Source organism: Streptomyces solicamelliae (genome assembly GCF_045348655.1).
In the GTDB taxonomy this organism is placed as follows: Bacteria; Actinomycetota; Actinomycetes; order Streptomycetales; family Streptomycetaceae; genus Streptomyces; species Streptomyces solicamelliae.
Map to the genome: position 1 here is coordinate 4,079,464 of NZ_CP160404.1, position 17,386 is coordinate 4,096,849.

Genomic DNA, 17,386 nt, shown 5'->3' on the forward strand with positions numbered 1-17,386 from the left:
CCCCCGGTGTCCTGCGAACATCCCCCGCCACAGCGTCAAGTCCACTTTATCGACCGGGTGTTGGGAACACGCCAAGGTTTCGCACAGAGCGTGCACGACTTGTCACCCGGTTGTGATCGCGTCGAGCTGCGCGCGCAGATAGCCGTGCGACTCGAGGCCGTGGATGGTGGTGCCGGGATCGCACTCGTAGAAGTACACCAGCGACATCAGCTCCTCCTCCGGCGCGTCGGCCGGCGGCGGCAGCACCCGGTGCCGGCCCGAGCGCCACCGCCCGCCCGTCCAGCGCGCCATCAGATCCCCGATGTTGACGGTGAACGCGGCCGGGTCGTACGGCGCGTCCTGCCAGCCGCCGGCGTCCGTGTACACCTGCAGTCCGCCCTTGCCGGCCTGCCGGTCGAGCACGGTCACGGTGCCGAAGTCGGTGTGCGGGCCGATCCGGAACTGTCCCGGCTCCGGTTCGCCGAGCCGCTCCCGGCCCGGGTACCAGTTCACGTTGAAACCGAAGGTGGGGTGGTGGGTGTGACGGGTGAAGAAGTCGGCGTCCTCACCGAGCGCGGTGCCGAGCAGGTCCAGGATCCGGTCGGACAGTTCCCGCATCTGCCGCAGATACGTCTCCACCAGGGGCCGCAGCTCCGGCACCTCGCAAGGCCAGGCGTTCGGCAGGAACCACTCGGCGTCCACCACCGGGTTCCCGGTCGGCTTGTCGGCCGCGAAGGACAGCGACTCCTTCAGATCGGGCGGGGTCACGGTGCCCTCCGCGTACCCGTTGGCCTCAGCGCCCGGACCCAGCCAGCCCCGGCCGCCGACCTTCACCGCGTACGGCTCCTTCACCTCGGCCGGCAGCAGGAAGAACTCCCGCGCCGCCTCCCGGATCGCCGCCCCCAGCCCCGGATCCACGCCGTGCCCGGCGACCAGCAGGAACCCGGCCTCCCTCAGTCCCCGGTCGACCGCGGCCAGCTGCCCCACGGGCTCCCGGCCCAGATCGATCAGCGGAAGAGTCGCCTCGCCCATCGCCGTGTCCTTCCCTCGGTGGCGGTCCCGATCAGCCTTCCCCGCCCCGGCCGCCGACAGCCCATCGACCCGGCCGTCCGCACCCCATCGGCCCGGCCGATGACCCCATCGGGAGGACGCCCCACTGGCCCGTGGACCGGCCGGGCCGCCCGTTCGTAACGTCGTCGGCATGACAAACGAGACCAGGGGAACCCTCGAACTGACCCTCGCCATGGTGCTCTCCGGCACCCTCGGCATCTTCGTCGTCGAGTCCGGCGCGAACGCCTTCGACGTCGTGTTCTTCCGGTGCCTCTTCGGGGCCGCGGCCCTCGGCGCGTACAGCCTCGCCCGCGGCTATTTCACCGGGCACGGCTTCACCCCGAAGAAGCTCGGACTCGCCGCGCTCGGAGGCGTGTTCATCGTCTTCAACTGGGTGTTCCTCTTCGAGGCGTACGAGGCGGCCTCGATCTCCCTCGCCACCGTCGTCTACCACACCCAGCCGTTCTTCCTGGTGCTGCTCGGCGCGGTGCTGTTCCGGGAGAGGATCACCGCCGCCAAGTTCGGCTGGCTCGCCGTCGCCTTCGCCGGGCTGGTCCTCGTGTCGGGCGTCCGGCCCGGCGACACCGCCTCGCTGAAGGGCCTCGGGCTCGCCCTCGCCGCCGCCGTCCTCTACGCCCTGTCCACCGTCGTCACCAAGCGGATCACCGGCGTCAAGCCGCATCTGATCGCCCTCGTGCAGGTCCTCGTCGGCCTCCCGCTGCTCCTGCCCTTCGCCGACTTCGGCGCGGCGGCTCGGCTCGGCGCCGGCTGGGGCTGGCTCGCCGGCCTCGGGTTGATCCACACCGGCCTCATGTACGTGCTGATGTACTCGGCCTACGCCAAGCTGCCCACCGCCAAGATCGCCGTCCTGGCCTTCACCTACCCGGCCGTCGCGATGTTCGCCGACTGGGCCGTGTACGGACACCACATCGGCCTCGTCCAGGCCCTCGGCGTCCCGCTGATCGTCCTGGCCGGCCTCAAGGTCACCCTCGCGGCGAAGCCTGCTCCCGCAGCAGTCGCCGGGTCTGCTCCACGAACAGCCGGACGTGCTCCGGCAGCTGCTTCCCCCGCCGCCACGCGATCTGCGTGAACAGCGTGAACGGCGCCGCCCAGTCGAGCGCCGCCAGCGCCCCGGACGCCAGCTCCTCGGAGACGGTGATCCGGGGCAGCAGCGCGAGCCCGAGACCGCTCGCCACGGCCCGCTTCGACGCCTCGATCGTGCCGAACTCCATGAACTGCGGCCCCAGCCCGGCCAGCGCCCCCTCGAACCCGTCCCGGTACGCGCAGCCCGGCTCCGGACCCACCAGCGTCGCCCCGGCCACGTCCGCGTCCGTCAGCCCGGCCCGCCCCGCCAGCGGATGCCCCGGCGCCGCCACCAGCACCAGCGGCTCCTTTGCGAGGACCTCCACCTCCAGGCCCGGATGCTCCGTCTCCCGTTCCATCAGGAAGCCCAGGTCGTACGTGCCCTGGAGCAGCGCCTGCCGGGTCTCGTCGCCCAGCGTGGGCCGCAGCGTCAGCCGCACCTTCGGGTAGCGGTGGTGGAACAGCTCCAGCAGCGGCGGCAGCCGGTACGAGGTCAGCGACTCCATCGTGCCGACGGCGATCGTCCCGGCCGGCTCGTCGGGTCCGGCGACCGCGGCGCGCGCCTCCTCGTTCAGCTCGATGATCCGCCGGGCGTACGGCAGCAGCCGCTCCCCGGCCTCGGTGAGCCGGATCCGGCTGCCGAGCCGTTCGAACAGTTCCACGCCGAGCGAGGACTCCAGCGAACGGATCTGGCCGGTCACGCTGGACTGCGCGTACTTCAGCTCCGCGGCGGCACGGGTGAAGGACAGGACGGCGGCGACCTTCTCGAAGGTCACCAGGAGCCGCAACTCCATGTCAGGACTTCTCGCCGTCCTCGCCCTGGTCCCGCTTCTTCAGCTCCTCCTCGCGGCGGCGCAGGTCCGCCTCCCAGTCCTTGAGGAGCGACTCGTCCTTCTTGTTCTCGTCGCGCAGGGACTTCAGGAACTCGGGATTGTCGTCGGGCGCGACCCACTCGTTCCGGTGGTTGCGGTGCCACTCCGACGGCGTACGGCCCCCGGCGGGCGCGCGGCGCATCTTGCCGGCGGCGAACCAGGCGATCGGGCCGACGATCCAGAAGAGCAGGATGATGAAGATCCAGGCGATCTTCGGCAGGTGCCGGGCCTCGTCCTCGGGGGTGTTGAGGCAGTCGATCACGGCGTAGATCGTCAGTGCGATCGGCAGGATGTACATCAACGCCCTGAGCATGCGGGACAGCCCCCTGGAAGCGATGGCGGGACGTGTTCGTACGGCCCCGGTGACAGCTCCAGACTAGCCCGTGACCGATACTTGCCCCTATGGCTTACGACGATCTCCGCTCGCTGCTCCGGGCGCTGGAGCGCGAAGGCGACCTCAAGCGCATCAAGGCCGAAGTCGACCCCTACCTGGAAGTAGGGGAGATCGTCGACCGGGTCCAGAAGTCCGGGGGACCGGCCCTGCTCTTCGAGAACGTCAAGGGCTCCTCGATGCCCCTGGCCATGAACGTGTTCGGCACCGACCGCCGGCTGCTGAAGGCGCTCGGCCTGAAGTCGTACGACGAGATCAGCGACAAGGTCGCCGGACTGCTCAAGCCCGAACTGCCCAAGGGCTTCATCGGGGTGCGCGAGGCCTTCGGCAAGCTCGGCGCGATGGCGCACGTACCGCCGAAGAAGGTGAAGTCCGAGAACGCCCCCGTGCAGGAGGTCGTGCTCACCGGCGACGACGTGGACCTGGACAGGCTGCCGGCCCTCTTCACCTGGCCTAAGGACGGCGGCTCGTTCTTCAACCTGGGCCTGACGCACACCAAGCACCCCGAGAACGGCATCCGCAACCTCGGCCTCTACCGCCTGCAGCGCCACGACAAGCGCACCATCGGCATGCACTGGCAGATCCACAAGGACAGCCGCAACCACTACCAGGTGGCCGCCCGGCGCGGCGAGAAGCTGCCGATCGCCATCGCCTTCGGCGCGCCGCCGGCGGTCACGTACGCGTCCACGGCGCCGCTGCCGGAGGACATCGACGAGTACCTGTTCGCGGGCTTCCTGCAGGGCAAGCGGGTCGAGATGGTCGACTGCAAGACCGTGCCGCTGCAGGTGCCGGCCGACGCCGAGGTCGTGCTCGAGGGCTGGCTGGATCCCGGCGAGATGCTGCCGGAGGGCCCGTTCGGCGACCACACCGGCTTCTACACGCCGCAGGAGCCGTTCCCCGCGCTGAAGATCGACTGCGTCACGATGCGGAAGCGCCCGCTGCTGCAGTCGATCGTGGTCGGCCGGCCGCCGACCGAGGACGGTCCGCTGGGCCGGGCCACGGAGCGGTTCTTCCTGCCGCTGCTGAAGATCATCGTCCCGGACATCGTGGACTACCACCTGCCCGAGTCCGGCGGCTTCCACAACTGCATCATCGTCTCGATCGACAAGAAGTACCCCAAGCACGCGCAGAAGGTCATGAACGCGATCTGGGGCGCCCACATGCTCTCCCTGGAGAAGCTGATCGTGGTCGTCGACGCGGACTGCAACGTGCACGACTACCACGAGGTGTCCTGGCGGGCCTTCGGCAACGTCGACTACGCGCGCGACGTGCTGATCACCGAGGGCCCGGTCGACCACCTCGACCACGCCTCGTACCAGCAGTTCTGGGGCGGCAAGATGGGCGTCGACGCGACGAGGAAGCTGCCCGAGGAGGGCTACACCCGGGACGGCGGCTGGCCGGACATGGTGGAGTCGGACCCGGCGACGGCCGCGCTCGTGGACCGTCGCTGGAAGGAGTACGGCCTGTGACCACCGCGGCCGTACCCGGCGCGCAGCCGGGGCGTACGAAGGCGTTCCTGCGCCTGGTGATGATCGAGCACTCGGTCTTCGCGCTGCCCTTCGCCTACATCGCCTCGCTCACCGCGATGTTCCAGCTGGACCGGAAGATCCACTGGTGGACGCTGTTCCTGGTCACCGTGTGCATGGTGGGCCTGCGGACCTTCGCGATGGCCTGCAACCGGATCATCGACCGGGAGATCGACGCCCGGAACCCGCGCACCGCGAACCGCGAGCTGGTGACCGGCGCGGTGTCGGTGCGCTCGGCGTGGACCGGGGCGGGCATCGCGGTCGTCGTCTTCCTGGGCGCGGCGGCGCTGCTGAACCCGCTGTGCCTGGCGCTCGCGCCGCTGGCCGTGGTGCCGATGGTGGTCTACCCGTACGGGAAGCGGTTCACGAACTTCCCGCACGCGATCCTGGGCCTCGCCCAGGCGATGGGCCCGGTCGGGGCCTGGCTGGCGGTGACCGGCTCGTGGTCGTGGGACGCGGTGATCCTGGGGCTCGCGGTCGGCATCTGGATCGGCGGCTTCGACCTGATCTTCGCCTGCCAGGACGTGCAGGCGGACCGCGCGCAGGGCGTCATGTCGGTGCCGGCCCGCTTCGGCGTCCCGGCGGCGCTGTGGGGCGCGCGGGCCTCGGCGGCGGTGACCACGGCGCTGCTGGTCTGGTACGCGCTGGCGACGGACGCGGGGCTGTTCTTCTGGATCGGCCTGGTGATCGTCGTGGTGGCCTTCTGCTACGAGCACACGATCGTGAAGCCGCACGACCTGTCGAAGCTCGACCGGGCGTTCTTCACCACGAACGGCTTCATCGGCATCACTCTCTTCGTGTGCGCCCTGCTGGACCTGCTGGTGCGCGGGCTCACCCTGTAGTCGTGCCGGATAGGCTCGTCGGCGTGGAGCGGGAAGTGGATCAGCAGGCGGGGGAGAAGCGTCGGCCCTGGGTGGTCGGAGTGTCCGGGGCGTCCGGGACGCCGTACGCCGCCGCCGTGCTGCGCGGGCTGCTGGCGGCGGGGGAGAGCGTGGACCTGGTGGTCTCACGGGCCTCGCGGCTGACGCTGCTCGACGAGACCGGGATCGCGTTCCGGGACGCGCACTGGCGCGAGGACCTCGCGACCTGGCTGGCGCGGGGCGCGGACGGGAAGCCGGACACCTTCCACACGGACGTGTCGGGGGTGCGGTACTGGGCGGCCGGGGACCTGGCCGCGGGGCCGTCCTCGGGCTCGTACCCGGTGAAGGGGATGCTGATCGTGCCCGCGTCGACGGCCGCGGTGGCGGGCGTGGCGCTCGGCCTGTCGAAGGACCTGCTGCAGCGGGCGGCGAGCGTGATGCTGAAGGAGCGGCGGCCGCTGGTGGTCGCGGTGCGGGAGACCCCGTTGAACGGGCAGACGCTGAAGCACCTGGTGACGCTGGACGAGGCGGGCGCCGTGGTGCTGCCCGCCTCTCCGGCGTTCTACGCGGGGGCGACGCACATCCAGGATCTGGTGGACTTCGTCGCCGGGCGGGCGCTCGACGCGGCAGGGGTGCCGCACGAGCTGTACCGCCGGTGGAAGGGGGAGCTGGGGGGAGGCTCCCGTACGGACTAGCGCTTCTTGGCCGCGCGCTTCTTCAGCGTGCGGCGGAAGGCGGTCGGCTGGTGGGCACGCGAGCGGTTGGCCAGGTCCTGCAGCTCGCGCATACGGGCGTAGGCCATCTCGATCGTGTACACGGTGAACACCACTCCTGAAAGATCGTCTTTGATCGGATGAAAGATTCACAGGGCGTCGACCCCTGTGTACCTTAGATTCTATACCTAAACTCGCGGTATCGCTGGACAATGGAAGGCTTCAGACCTATGGACGCCGTGGACAGGCAGCTCATCCAGGCCCTCCGGGAGAACGGCCGGGCCTCGTACGCCGAGCTCGGACGGCTCGTCGGGCTCTCCGGCCCCTCCGTCACCGACCGCATCAACCGCCTCGAGGCCGCGGGAGTCATCACCGGCTACCGCGCCACCGTCGACGCCGCCTCGCTCGGCCTCGGCGTCACGGCGCTGATCGGCATCTCGCTCTCCGACGCCGCCGACCACGAGGACGTGGCCCGCCGGCTGAAGGACCTCGCCGAGATCGAGGACTGCTGGTTCATCGCCGGCGACGACTCGTTCATGCTCAAGGTCCGCGTCAACGACGTCGACGGCCTGGAGAAGACGATCCGCCGCCTCAGCGGCACCAAGGGCGTCTCGCGCACCCGCACCACGATCGTGCTCTCCACCAAGTGGGAGAACCGGGTCGGGGACCTGCCGCCGGAGGAGTGAGGGTCCGGAGAGTACGGTGGTGAGGCCTGAAAACGGAGAAATGGGAGGCGGCCGCATGGACGCTGGGCTCAAGCGGGAGCTGGAGCAGAAGGTGCTCGCCGGTGAGCGGCTGAGCCGCGAGGACGGCATCGCGCTCTACGCGTCCGACGACCTCGCCTGGCTCGGCGGGCTGGCCCACGAGGTGCGGACCCGCAAGAACGGCGACGTGGTCCACTTCAACGTCAACCGCCACCTCAACATGACGAACGTCTGCACCGCCTCCTGCGCGTACTGCTCGTTCCAGCGCAAGCCGGGCGAGAAGGACGCGTACACGATGCGCATCGAGGAGGCGGTCAAGCTCGCCAAGTCGATGGAGAGCGAGAACCTCACCGAGCTGCACATCGTCAACGGCCTGCACCCGAACCTCCCGTGGCGCTACTACCCGCGCTCGCTGCGGGAGCTGAAGGCCGCCCTGCCGGACGTGTCCCTCAAGGCGTTCACGGCCACGGAGATCCACCACTTCGAGACGATCTCCGGCCTGTCGGCCTCCGAGATCCTCGACGAGCTCATCGACGCCGGCCTGGAGTCGCTGACCGGCGGCGGCGCCGAGATCTTCGACTGGGAGGTCCGCCAGCACATCGTGGACCACCGCACCCACTGGGAGGACTGGTCCCGGATCCACCGCCTGGCGCACGAGAAGGGTCTGAAGACCCCGTGCACCATGCTCTACGGCCACATCGAGGAGCCGCGCCACCGCGTGGACCACGTGCTGCGGCTGCGCGAGCTCCAGGACGAGACCGGCGGCTTCCAGGTCTTCATCCCGCTGCGGTACCAGCACGACTTCGTCGACATGCAGGACGGCAAGGTCCGCAACCGCCTGCAGGCGCGGACGCAGATGGCCACCGGCGCCGAGGCCCTGAAGACCTTCGCGGTCTCCCGTCTCCTCTTCGACAACGTGCCGCACGTCAAGGTCTTCTGGGTCATGCACGGCGTGCAGACCGCCCAGCTGGCCCTGCAGCACGGCGCGGACGACATGGACGGCTCGGTCGTCGAGTACAAGATCACGCACGACGCCGACAACTACGGCACCCCGAACAAGCTCACCCGGGACGACCTCCTGGAGCTGATCAGGGACGCCGGCTTCCGTCCGGTCGAGCGAAACACCCGGTACGAGGTCATCCGCGAGTACCCGGGCTCGGACGCCGACCGGCGCGAGTCGCCCCAGCCGATGCGGGTCTGACGGTCCATGACACTGCGCTTCGAACGGGACCCCGCCGTGGACGCCGCCCTCAAGGACGGCGTCCTGCGGCTGTGGGCCGACGTGTCGAACGCGGGCGGCGCGGTCGGGTTCGTCCCGCCCGTGACGCCCGAGGAGATACGCCCCTCCCTGGTCAGCCACCTCGTGGCCATGGCGGAGGGGCGGACCCGGCTGGTCGTCGGGTACGACGCCGGCGGCGAGGTCGCCGCGACGGCCTTCGTCACGTACAACACCCACCGGCTGATGACCCACTGGGTCTGGCTGTACACCGTGATGGTGCACCCCTCCCACCAGGGCAAGGGGTACGGGCGCGACCTGATGGCCGCGGTCGAGCGGGAGGTCCGCGGCTTCGGGGGGATCGACGCGATCCGCCTCACCTGTCGCGGCGGAACGGGCGCGGACACGTTCTACGCGGCCTGCGGCTACAAGGAGGTCGGGCGCGTCCCGGCCGCGATCCGGGTGGCCGAGGGCGACGAACGGGACGACATCATCATGCTCCTCCCCCTCAATTGATCGAAAACAGGACGTGCTTCACTGGTCGGGCAGACAGTGAGCGCACGACCAGTGAGCCCACGACCAGCGAGCGAATGAAAGGGGCCGTCATGTCCGCCAAGGGCACGGGCGCCGCGACCCTCCGGTACACCCTCATGCGGCTCGGCATCTTCGCCGGCTGCTTCTTCGCGCTGTGGGGCCTGGTCTACGCCGGCCTGCTGCCGCGCGGCCTCGGCGACTCCAACCTGCTGTGGGTGCTGCTGCTCGCCATCGTGATCTCCGCGCCGCTGAGCTTCGTGCTGCTGCGCGGCCAGCGCGACGCGATGTCCGAGCAGATCGTGGCCAAGGTCGACCGCGCGAAGGGACGCCTGGAGGCGGCCCGTTCGCAGGAGGACGCGGCATAAAGCTCGCGTAAGTTAGCTCACACCCACCCACCCCGGTCAAAAGCCTCGAAGGCCCCTGACCGGGGTGTTCTGCGTTTCGCAGGCGCTGGAGGCGTCTCGCCTCTCAAAGAACAGCTTTGAGGATCTCAAAGTTCAAGTGTTAACGTACGAGCATGACGACCGCAGTGCGCCTCCCCGATGCCATGAGCACCCCGCTCGTGGCGCGCCTGCACGTCGACCTGTGCCGCTGTATGTCCGCGGTCTGTTGCCGCGAGCTCTGACCCCGGCAGCCATGCAGCGGCGCCGCCCCCTGTGCGCGGGCGCCGCCTTCCGTTCCCCCTGAACGCACCTGTGGAGTGTGTCCGTTGTCCGCGTCCAAGCGCATACCGAAGATCCCGTTCTGGGCCCAGATCGTCGCCGGTCTGGTCCTCGGCGTCCTGCTCGGCTGGCTCGCCCGCAGCCAGGACATCGGCTGGCTGAAGGAGACCCTGACCCAGGTCGGCGGCATCTTCGTCCAGCTGCTCAAGCTCGCCGTCGCACCGCTCGTCTTCTTCGCGATCCTGGTGTCGATCACCAACCTGCGGAAGGTCAACAACGCGGCCCGCCTCGCCGCGCAGACCCTCGTCTGGTTCATGATCACCTCGCTGATCGCGGTCGCGATCGGCCTGGGCATCGGCCTGATCACCAACCCCGGCGCCGGCACCGGCCTCACCCCCGCCGACGGCAAGGCGCCCGAGAGCCAGGGCAGCTGGATCGACTTCCTGACCGGCATCGTGCCGACGGACGTCATCACCCCGTTCACCGAGCTGAACGTCCTGCAGATCGTCTTCATGGCCGCCGTCGCCGGCATCGCCGCACTGAAGCTCGGCGAGAAGGCCCAGCCGATCCTGAACCTCTCCGAGTCGGTCCTGGAGCTGCTGCAGAAGGCCCTGTGGTGGGTCATCCGCCTCGCCCCGATCGGCACCGCCGGCCTCATCGGCAAGGCGATCGTGACGTACGGCTGGGACCTCGTCGGCAAGTACGCGACCTTCACCGCCGACGTCTACATCGGCTGCGCGCTCGTCCTGTTCGGCGTGTACCCGCTGCTGCTCGCGCTCGTGGCCAAGGTCAACCCGCTGCAGTTCTTCAAGGGCGCCTGGCCGGCCATCCAGCTGGCCTTCGTCTCCCGCTCCTCCGTCGGCACCATGCCGGTCACCCAGCGCGTCACCGAGCGCCTCGGCGTCCCGAAGGAGTACGCCTCCTTCGCCGTGCCGTTCGGCGCGACCACGAAGATGGACGGCTGCGCCGCGATCTACCCGGCCCTCGCCGCGATCTTCATCGCGCAGATCTTCGACGTGCAGCTGGGCATCAAGGAGTACCTGCTCATCGCCTTCGTCTCGGTCATCGGCTCGGCGGCCACCGCCGGCCTCACCGGCGCGACGGTCATGCTCACCCTGACCCTCTCCACCCTGGGCCTCCCCCTGGAGGGCGTCGGCCTCCTGATGGCCATCGACCCGATCCTGGACATGATCCGCACCGCCACGAACGTGGCCGGTCAGGCGCTGGTCCCGGTGGTCGTCTCGGCCCGCGAGAAGATCCTGGACCTGGACAAGTACGCCTCCGCCTCCGCCTCCCCGATCGACGACCGCGAGCCGGTCGCGGTCGGCGCGGAGGAGAAGGTCGCGGTCGCGGCCTGACCCGCTGAAATCCGCTGAGTGCCCCCTGGCCTGATTCGGCCGGGGGGCACGTACGCTTCTGGGCGTAGTGGGAACGAGCAGGTGGGGGCGGAAGGATGTCCGAGGTGGGCGGCGCGAGGGCCAAGCGGATGCCGCGGGCGGTGCGCGAGCAGCAGATGATGGACGCCGCCGTGCAGACGTTCGGGCAGCGGGGGTATCAGGCCGCGTCCATGGACGAGATTGCCGAGCTGGCGGGGGTGTCCAAGCCGCTGGTGTACCTCTATCTGAACTCCAAGGAAGAGCTCTTCGTCGCCTGTATCCGGCGCGAGACGAAGTCGCTGCTCGACGCGGTGCGGTCCGCGGTGGAGCCGGGGCTGCCGGCGGACCAGCAGCTGTGGGCCGGGCTGCTCGCCTTCTTCACGCACACCGCGGAGAACCCCGACGGGTGGGCGGTGCTGAGCCGGCAGGCCCGTACGGAGCCGTTCGCGGCGGAGGCGGCGCTGCTGCGGGACGAGATCGTGGCGTACGTCGCCACGCTCATCGGGGCCGCGGCCGAGGAGACGCACCGGCAGACCGACCGCGACCCCGAGCTCGCCGAGCGGGACGTGGCCGGGCTGTCCCAGGCCCTCGTCGGCGCGGCGGAGTCGCTGGCGATCTGGGCCAACGAGACGCCCGGGATGACGGCCTGGGAGTCGGCGGCGACGCTGATGAACTTCGCCTGGGCGGGCCTGGGCAATCTCATGCAGAGCGAGCGCTGGTCTCCCCGCTGAGGTGTACGCGCTCGCCCGAGCGCAGCCGGAACGCGCCGCTGCCGTCGGCCGCGTAGGTCACCGTGGCGGGCAGCAGGACCGGGGCCCGGAACTGTGCCTGTGCACGGGTGAGTTCCCCGTCGTGCTCCGCCAGACATCGCGCGAACGTCCACATGCCGTGCGCGATGGCCCTCGGGAACCCGAACGCACGGGCGGTGAGCGGGTGCAGGTGGATGGGGTTGCGGTCGCCGGAAACCGACCCGTATCGGCGCCCCAGGTCGGCCGGGAGGCGCCATTCGGTGACATCCGGGAGTCGTGGTGCGGCGGGCGCCGGGTCCGCTCCGTCGTGCCGGGTGGTGTGTCTCGCCAGGTAGCCGCTGCGGGACTCCCAGACCAGTTCGCCCGCGACCCGTGCCTCGGTCGTCATCGTGATCTCGGTGCCGCGGCGGTGCGGGGCCAGCGACTCGGCGTGGACGGTGAGGTGCAGGCGGTCGGCCGTGGTGACGGGCCCGTGCCGTTCGACGGCGATCCAGGTGTGGACGAGGCCGAGCAGCGGGAGCGGGAAGTCGCGGCGGCTCATGAGGCGCATGGCCAGGGGGAAGGCCAGGACGTGGGGGTAGGGGAGAGGGACCGTTGCGTCTCCGTGCCCGGAGAAGCCGCAGACGTCCGCGTACCGCGCGAGGCGGCGCTCGTCCACCGTGACCTCGCGGGTCAGGCGGACCTGGGGGAGCCGGGCCTCCGGGTGGGGGCGCTTCAGGGGGCCGGCGGCGACGGCGCCGGCGAGGGCGAGAAGGGTACGCATCGGGTCACGCGCCCAGCAGGCTCTGGCCGCAGACGCGGACCGTCTCGCCGTTGACCGGGGCGGAGGCCGGGTGGGCCAGCCAGGCCGTCGTCTCGGCGACGTCGACCGGGAGGCCGCCCTGGGCCAGGGAGTTCATGCGCCGGCCCGCCTCCCGGATGAGGAACGGGACCGCCGCCGTCATCTTCGTCTCGATGAAGCCCGGCGCGACCGCGTTCACCGTCACCTCGTGCTCCGCGTACGCGCGCGGCGCGAGCGAGCGCACCAGGCCGACGACGCCGGCCTTGCTCGCCGCGTAGTTCGTCTGGCCGTTGTTGCCGGCGAGGCCCGCGATGGACGCGGTCGCCACGATCCGGCCGCCGCGGCGCAGCGTGCCGCCCTTCAGGAGGGCGTCCGTGGTGTCCAGGACCGAGGAGAGGTTGACCGTGATGACCGCGGCCCAGCGGTCCGCGGGCATGTTGGCGAGGCGGCGGTCGCGGGTGATGCCCGCGTTGTGGACGAGGACGTCCAGGCCGTCGGGGACCTCCGCCGCGATCCGGTCCGCCGCGTCCGCCGCGGTGATGTCCAGGGCCAGTGCCGCGCCGCCCACCCGCGCCGCCGTGCGCTCCAGGTCCTCGCCCGCCTGCGGGACGTCCAGGCAGACGACGTGCGCCCCGTCCCGCGCGAGGGTCTCGGCGACGGACGCGCCGATGCCGCGGGCGGCGCCGGTGACCAGCGCGGTGTGGCCGGCGAGCGGCCGGTCCCAGTCGGCCACGGCCCCGGGATCGGCGGCCGTGACGGTCACGACCTGGCCGCTCACGTACGCGGACTTCGGCGAGAGGAGGAAGCGGAGCGTGGACTCCGCCGCCGCCGCGCCCGCGCCGTCCTCGACGCGGACGAGGTTGACCGTGATCCCCTTCCCGGCCTCCTTGCCGAGGGAGCGGACGAAGCCCTCCAACGCCTGTTGCACGGCTGCCTGGTGATGGTCGGTCATGGACGGCGTCGTACCGAGGGCGACGATCCGTCCGCCGGTCGCGACCTGGCGTACGACCGGGTGCAGCGCCGCGTGCACCTCGGCGAGCCCGGCCGGGTCGGCGACGCCGGTCGCGTCGAGCACCACGGCGGCCACCGGCCCCCCGCCGGCCGGCAGGCCGGTGTGGGCGAGGACCGCGGCCAGCTCCTCCGTACGCGTCGACCGGCCCGCCGTCAGGTGCAGCAACGTCCCGTCGAGGCACGGCCGTTCCGCCGACCAGCGGTGCAGCGCCACCGGCTGCGGCAGGCCGAGCCTGCGGGTGAGGAAGCGGCCGGCGGAGGTGCCGGTGACGTGCAGATAGCGGTCGGCCATTGTCCAGACTCCCTGCGCGGTCGTAGATTTACCGTGGAGTAAGGTTACTCATGGGTCAGGAGCTGGTCGAGATGCCGTCGAAGAGCGAGATGCCGGAAGCACACCGCACACCGCACGCGCCCGAGGCGCCGACCGGGGCGTCCGCGCCGGCCGCAGCGCCCGCCGCGTCCGCGCCGTTCACTCCCCTCACCCCCCGCCCCGTCCGCCGCGTCGCCGTCATCGGCGGCAGCCGCATCCCCTTCGCCCGCTCCGACGGCCCGTACGCCACCGCCTCCAACCAGGAGATGCTCACCGCCGCGCTCGACGGCCTGGTCGAGCGGTACGGGCTCCACGAGCCGGGCGCCGTGGGCGAGTTCGCGGCCGGCGCCGTCCTCAAGCACGCCCGTGACTTCAACCTCGCCCGCGAGACCGTCCTCGGCTCGAAGCTGGACCCGCGCACCCCCGCGTACGACCTCCAGCAGGCCTGCGGCACCGGCCTCCAGGCCGTGATCGCCGCCGCGAACAAGATCGCCCTCGGCGCGCTGGACTCCGCCGTCGCCGGCGGCGCGGACACCGCCAGCGACGCCCCGCTCGGCGTCAACGACCGCCTCCGCCGCATCCTCCTGGAGGCCCGCCGCGCGAAGAGCACGGCCGCCCGCCTCAAGGCCCTCGCCCGGATCCGCCCCGGGCACCTCGTCCCCGACATCCCGCGCAACGCGGAGCCCCGTACCGGCCTGTCGATGGGCGAGCACGCCGCGATCACCGCCCGGAAGTGGGGTGTCTCCCGCGCCGACCAGGACCGGCTCGCCGCCACCAGCCACCAGTGGCTCGCCGCCGCGTACGAGCGCGGCTTCCTCGACGACCTCGTCGTCCCCTTCCGCGGCCTGACCCGCGACCAGAACCTCCGCCCCGGCTCGACCGTCGAGAAACTCGCCACCCTCAAGCCGGTGTTCGGCACCGACCACCCGGACGAGGCGACGATGACCGCGGGCAACTCCACCCCGCTCACCGACGGGGCCGCGACCGTGCTGCTCGCGAGCGACGAGTGGGCCGAGGCGCGCGGACTGCGCCCGCTGGCGTATCTCAGCCTGTACGAGACCGCGGCCGTCGACCACGTCCACGGCGATGTCGCCGACGGCGAGGACGGCCTGCTCATGGCCCCGGCGCACGCCGTGCCGCGGATGCTGCAGCGGGCGGGGCTCGGCTTCGAGGACTTCGACCTGTTCGAGGTCCACGAGGCGTTCGCCTCCCAGGTCCTGGCCACCCTGGCGGCCTGGGAGAAGCGGGGTTTGGGCGGTGTGCCGCGGCACAGGCTCAACGTCGCCGGCTCCTCACTTGCGACGGGGCATCCCTTTGCGGCCACCGGTGCCCGTATCGTGGCAACGCTCGCCAAGCTGCTGTCGGAGCGGGACGCTCCCGGCCGCGGCCTGATCTCGGTCTGCGCGGCGGGCGGCCAGGGCGTGACAGCGATCCTCGAACGCCCCTAACCCAGCACCACGGAACCAGCGCGCCGTGCCCGCCTGCACCCCACGGGCCCGGACCCGGACGTGCACCGTCACCCCTCACGCACCTCCCGCACGCACCACCCTCCCCGCTCAGGAGTCCCGCACGACCCCACCCCGCCCACCTCCGACGAACCGAGGAGCCGCTCGTGTCCGCCGTCGCCCCCGTCCCGCCCCGCACGCTCGTCGTCGACGGCCGCGTCCGAGAGGCGTACGTCCCCCCGCTCGTCGCCCGCCCCCGGCGAGGCTCGCTCGCCGATCTGCCGTACGACAACGCCCGCGACGCGCACGACGCCGTCGTCATCACCCGCAAGCGCCCCGACGGCACGTGGGAGGACCTCACCGCGGGCCGCTTCGCCGCCGAGGTGCACTCCGTCGCCAAGGGCCTGATCGCGGAGGGGCTGCAGCCCGGCGACCGCATCGCGATCATGGCGCGGACGACGTACGAGTGGACCCTGCTCGACTTCGCCGCCTGGGCCGCCGGCCTGGTCACCGTCCCGGTCTACCCCTCGTCCTCGGCCTTCCAGACCCGCTGGATCCTGCGGGACTCCGGGGCCGTCGCCTGTGCCGTGGAGGGCATGGAGCAGGCGCGCGTGGTCTCCGCCGAGCGCCGCCAGATACCCGGGCTGAGCCACCTGTGGGTCTTCGACACCGGCGTGATCGACAAACTGCGGCGGGCCGGCGCGCACGTCCCCGACGAGGCCGTCACCGCCCGCCGGGGCCTGCTCACCCCCGACACCATCGCCACCCTCATCTACACCTCCGGCACCACCGGCCGCCCCAAGGGCTGCGCGCTGACGCACGCCAACTTCTACGCCGAGGTCGACAACGCGGTCGAGCTGCTGCACCCCGTCTTCCGTGAGCTGATCGGCAAGGAGCCGCCGTCCACGCTGCTGTTCCTGCCGCTGGCGCACGTCTTCGGGCGGATGGTCGCGATCGGCTGTCTGCGCGCCCGGGTCCGGATCGGACACGCGCCCTCGATCGACGACGCCGACCTCATCGACGACCTGGCCGCGTTCCGGCCGACGTTCCTGATGGCGATCCCGTATCTCCTGGAGAAGGTCTTCAACTCGGCCCGCGCGAGTGCCGAACGCATGGGCCGCGCCGCCTCGTTCGACCGCGCGTCGAGCGTGGCGCGGAAGTACGGCGAGGCGCGCGAGGCCGACCGGCCCTCGCTCTCCCTGAAGGCCGCGCGGGCCGTGTACGACCAGCTGGTCTACCGCCGCATCCGGGCCGCGCTCGGCGGGCAGGTACGGCACGTCATCTGCGGCGGCTCGCCGCTCGGGGAGCGGCTCGCGGCCTTCTACGCGGGCGCGGGCATCGAGGTGTACCAGGGATACGGCCTCACGGAGTCCACCGCGGCTGCCACCATCACCCCGCCGATGGCCGCGCGGACCGGCACGGTCGGCTGGCCGGTGCCGGGCACGGCGGTGCGGATCGCCGACGACGGCGAGATCTGGCTGAAGGGCGGGGTGGTGTTCGCCGGCTACTGGGACGCGCAGCAGGGCGCGGCGCTGCCGTACACGGCGGACGGCTGGTTCCCCACCGGGGACCTCGGTGACCTCGACGCGGAGGGCTATCTGCGGATCACCGGCCGGAAGAAGGAGATCATCGTCACCTCGGCCGGCAAGAACGTCGCGCCGGCCCCGCTGGAGGACTGGCTGCGCGCCCATCCGCTGATCGGCCAGGCCGTCGTGGTCGGCGACCGCCGCCCGTTCGTGACCGCGCTGCTCGTGCTCGACCACGACGGGCTGGCGCACTGGCGGCGTATGAGGCAGCTGGACCATGTCTCGCTGCGCGACCTCGCGGCCGACCCGGACCTGCTGGCGGCCCTGCAGCGCGCGGTGGACGACGCGAACCAGCTGGTCTCGAGGTCCGAGGAGATCCGCCGATTCCACGTGCTGACCCGGGAGTTCTCGGAGCGCAGCGGCCACCTCACCCCGTCGAAGAAGCTGAAGCGGCGGGCGATCGTCCGCGACTTCTCGCGGGAGATCGAGGCGATGTACCGGGAGGAGGGGGCGGCGGGACGCATCTGAAGTCCCCATGTCCGTAGCACGGTTCAGGATTTGGGCCCACGGGCCCAAGACGTGCGCGGCCGCGGCCCGT

Annotated in this window: 18 protein-coding genes; 12 read left to right on the forward strand and 6 right to left on the reverse strand. The window is 71.3% G+C overall.

Annotation, left to right across the window (positions count from 1 at the left end; translation table 11 throughout):
- Positions 1 to 102: 102 nt before the first annotated feature.
- A complete protein-coding gene (locus ABZO31_RS18990; RefSeq protein WP_406862424.1) occupies positions 103 to 1,011 on the reverse strand; it encodes an isopenicillin N synthase family dioxygenase in 909 nt (302 codons plus the stop codon).
- 169 nt (positions 1,012 to 1,180) lie between these two features.
- On the opposite strand from ABZO31_RS18990, the gene ABZO31_RS18995 reads away from it, so the two are divergent.
- Entirely contained in the window at positions 1,181 to 2,119 is a 939-nt protein-coding gene (locus tag ABZO31_RS18995) for a DMT family transporter (protein ID WP_406862425.1), read from the forward strand.
- On the opposite strand, the gene ABZO31_RS19000 is transcribed toward ABZO31_RS18995, so the two are convergent.
- Both ABZO31_RS19000 and ABZO31_RS19005 read right to left on the reverse strand, forming a co-directional pair.
- A complete protein-coding gene (locus ABZO31_RS19000; protein ID WP_406862426.1) occupies positions 2,013 to 2,906 on the reverse strand; it encodes a LysR family transcriptional regulator in 894 nt (297 codons plus the stop codon). The two genes, ABZO31_RS18995 and ABZO31_RS19000, sit on opposite strands and share 107 nt — an antisense overlap.
- 1 nt (position 2,907) lies before the next feature.
- The gene (locus tag ABZO31_RS19005; RefSeq protein ID WP_406862427.1) at positions 2,908 to 3,297 is read right to left on the reverse strand and encodes a PLD nuclease N-terminal domain-containing protein; all 390 of its coding nucleotides are present in this window, start codon (positions 3,295 to 3,297) and stop codon (positions 2,908 to 2,910) included.
- 89 nt (positions 3,298 to 3,386) lie between these two features.
- Here ABZO31_RS19005 and ABZO31_RS19010 point away from each other — a divergent pair, with 89 nt between their 5' ends.
- From ABZO31_RS19010 to ABZO31_RS19020, 3 genes are read left to right on the forward strand one after another with little or no spacing between them, the layout of a single operon-like run.
- Positions 3,387 to 4,844, forward strand: a complete 1,458-nt coding sequence (locus ABZO31_RS19010) for a menaquinone biosynthesis decarboxylase (RefSeq protein ID WP_406862428.1) — start codon at positions 3,387 to 3,389, stop codon at positions 4,842 to 4,844.
- Positions 4,841 to 5,743 (forward strand): menaquinone biosynthesis prenyltransferase MqnP, encoded by a 903-nt coding sequence (mqnP, locus tag ABZO31_RS19015; protein WP_406862429.1) that lies wholly within the window; start codon positions 4,841 to 4,843, stop codon positions 5,741 to 5,743. The genes ABZO31_RS19010 and mqnP overlap by 4 nt, the downstream gene beginning before the upstream one ends.
- Before the next feature lie 23 nt (positions 5,744 to 5,766).
- Complete coding sequence (locus ABZO31_RS19020; protein WP_406862430.1) at positions 5,767 to 6,456, forward strand: UbiX family flavin prenyltransferase; 690 nt, start codon at positions 5,767 to 5,769, stop codon at positions 6,454 to 6,456.
- Here the strand turns inward: ABZO31_RS19020 and ABZO31_RS19025 are convergent.
- Entirely contained in the window at positions 6,453 to 6,590 is a 138-nt protein-coding gene (locus ABZO31_RS19025; RefSeq protein WP_406862431.1) for a hypothetical protein, read from the reverse strand. The two genes, ABZO31_RS19020 and ABZO31_RS19025, sit on opposite strands and share 4 nt — an antisense overlap.
- A 114-nt stretch (positions 6,591 to 6,704) precedes the next feature.
- Here ABZO31_RS19025 and ABZO31_RS19030 point away from each other — a divergent pair, with 114 nt between their 5' ends.
- From ABZO31_RS19030 to ABZO31_RS19055, 6 genes are all read left to right on the forward strand, one after another.
- Positions 6,705 to 7,160 (forward strand): Lrp/AsnC family transcriptional regulator, encoded by a 456-nt coding sequence (locus ABZO31_RS19030; RefSeq protein ID WP_406862432.1) that lies wholly within the window; start codon positions 6,705 to 6,707, stop codon positions 7,158 to 7,160.
- Positions 7,161 to 7,215: 55 nt separating this feature from the next.
- Positions 7,216 to 8,379 carry an aminofutalosine synthase MqnE gene (mqnE, locus tag ABZO31_RS19035; RefSeq protein ID WP_406862433.1) on the forward strand — a complete coding sequence of 388 codons (1,164 nt, stop codon included), beginning with the start codon at positions 7,216 to 7,218 and terminating at the stop codon, positions 8,377 to 8,379.
- Positions 8,380 to 8,385: 6 nt separating this feature from the next.
- Positions 8,386 to 8,910 carry a GNAT family N-acetyltransferase gene (locus ABZO31_RS19040; protein ID WP_406862434.1) on the forward strand — a complete coding sequence of 175 codons (525 nt, stop codon included), beginning with the start codon at positions 8,386 to 8,388 and terminating at the stop codon, positions 8,908 to 8,910.
- Positions 8,911 to 8,999: 89 nt separating this feature from the next.
- Positions 9,000 to 9,293: a DUF4229 domain-containing protein gene (locus ABZO31_RS19045; protein ID WP_406862435.1), complete on the forward strand. Its 294-nt coding sequence runs from the start codon at positions 9,000 to 9,002 to the stop codon at positions 9,291 to 9,293.
- Between the two features lie 335 nt (positions 9,294 to 9,628).
- Positions 9,629 to 10,948 (forward strand): dicarboxylate/amino acid:cation symporter, encoded by a 1,320-nt coding sequence (locus ABZO31_RS19050; protein WP_406862436.1) that lies wholly within the window; start codon positions 9,629 to 9,631, stop codon positions 10,946 to 10,948.
- Positions 10,949 to 11,043: 95 nt separating this feature from the next.
- On the forward strand, positions 11,044 to 11,697 hold the full coding sequence (locus ABZO31_RS19055; protein WP_406862437.1) for a TetR/AcrR family transcriptional regulator: 654 nt from the start codon (positions 11,044 to 11,046) through the stop codon (positions 11,695 to 11,697).
- Here ABZO31_RS19055 and ABZO31_RS19060 read toward each other — a convergent pair.
- Both ABZO31_RS19060 and ABZO31_RS19065 read right to left on the reverse strand, forming a co-directional pair.
- Positions 11,666 to 12,478 (reverse strand): MaoC family dehydratase, encoded by an 813-nt coding sequence (locus ABZO31_RS19060; RefSeq protein ID WP_406862438.1) that lies wholly within the window; start codon positions 12,476 to 12,478, stop codon positions 11,666 to 11,668. The genes ABZO31_RS19055 and ABZO31_RS19060 overlap by 32 nt on opposite strands.
- 4 nt (positions 12,479 to 12,482) lie before the next feature.
- Positions 12,483 to 13,799, reverse strand: a complete 1,317-nt coding sequence (locus ABZO31_RS19065; protein ID WP_406862439.1) for a 3-oxoacyl-ACP reductase — start codon at positions 13,797 to 13,799, stop codon at positions 12,483 to 12,485.
- A 50-nt stretch (positions 13,800 to 13,849) separates the two neighbouring features.
- Between ABZO31_RS19065 and ABZO31_RS19070 the strand changes: the two genes are divergently transcribed.
- Positions 13,850 to 15,265 carry an acetyl-CoA C-acetyltransferase gene (locus ABZO31_RS19070; protein WP_406862440.1) on the forward strand — a complete coding sequence of 472 codons (1,416 nt, stop codon included), beginning with the start codon at positions 13,850 to 13,852 and terminating at the stop codon, positions 15,263 to 15,265.
- Positions 15,266 to 15,429: 164 nt separating this feature from the next.
- Positions 15,430 to 17,316, forward strand: coding sequence for an AMP-dependent synthetase/ligase (locus ABZO31_RS19075; RefSeq protein WP_406862441.1), 1,887 nt, complete (start codon positions 15,430 to 15,432; stop codon positions 17,314 to 17,316).
- Positions 17,317 to 17,386 lie beyond the last annotated feature (70 nt).

What these genes read in the sequence shown, in the direction of transcription:
- ABZO31_RS18990 (WP_406862424.1), bottom strand. Translation starts at nt 1,011, where the DNA reads ATGGGCGAGGCGACTCTTCCGCTGATCGATCTGGGCCGGGAGCCCGTG.
- ABZO31_RS18995 (WP_406862425.1), top strand. Translation starts at nt 1,181, where the DNA reads ATGACAAACGAGACCAGGGGAACCCTCGAACTGACCCTCGCCATGGTG.
- ABZO31_RS19000 (WP_406862426.1), bottom strand. Translation starts at nt 2,906, where the DNA reads ATGGAGTTGCGGCTCCTGGTGACCTTCGAGAAGGTCGCCGCCGTCCTG.
- ABZO31_RS19005 (WP_406862427.1), bottom strand. Translation starts at nt 3,297, where the DNA reads ATGCTCAGGGCGTTGATGTACATCCTGCCGATCGCACTGACGATCTAC.
- ABZO31_RS19010 (WP_406862428.1), top strand. Translation starts at nt 3,387, where the DNA reads ATGGCTTACGACGATCTCCGCTCGCTGCTCCGGGCGCTGGAGCGCGAA.
- ABZO31_RS19030 (WP_406862432.1), top strand. Translation starts at nt 6,705, where the DNA reads ATGGACGCCGTGGACAGGCAGCTCATCCAGGCCCTCCGGGAGAACGGC.
- mqnE (WP_406862433.1), top strand. Translation starts at nt 7,216, where the DNA reads ATGGACGCTGGGCTCAAGCGGGAGCTGGAGCAGAAGGTGCTCGCCGGT.
- ABZO31_RS19040 (WP_406862434.1), top strand. Translation starts at nt 8,386, where the DNA reads ATGACACTGCGCTTCGAACGGGACCCCGCCGTGGACGCCGCCCTCAAG.
- ABZO31_RS19045 (WP_406862435.1), top strand. Translation starts at nt 9,000, where the DNA reads ATGTCCGCCAAGGGCACGGGCGCCGCGACCCTCCGGTACACCCTCATG.
- ABZO31_RS19055 (WP_406862437.1), top strand. Translation starts at nt 11,044, where the DNA reads ATGTCCGAGGTGGGCGGCGCGAGGGCCAAGCGGATGCCGCGGGCGGTG.
- ABZO31_RS19060 (WP_406862438.1), bottom strand. Translation starts at nt 12,478, where the DNA reads ATGCGTACCCTTCTCGCCCTCGCCGGCGCCGTCGCCGCCGGCCCCCTG.
- ABZO31_RS19065 (WP_406862439.1), bottom strand. Translation starts at nt 13,799, where the DNA reads ATGGCCGACCGCTATCTGCACGTCACCGGCACCTCCGCCGGCCGCTTC.
- ABZO31_RS19070 (WP_406862440.1), top strand. Translation starts at nt 13,850, where the DNA reads ATGGGTCAGGAGCTGGTCGAGATGCCGTCGAAGAGCGAGATGCCGGAA.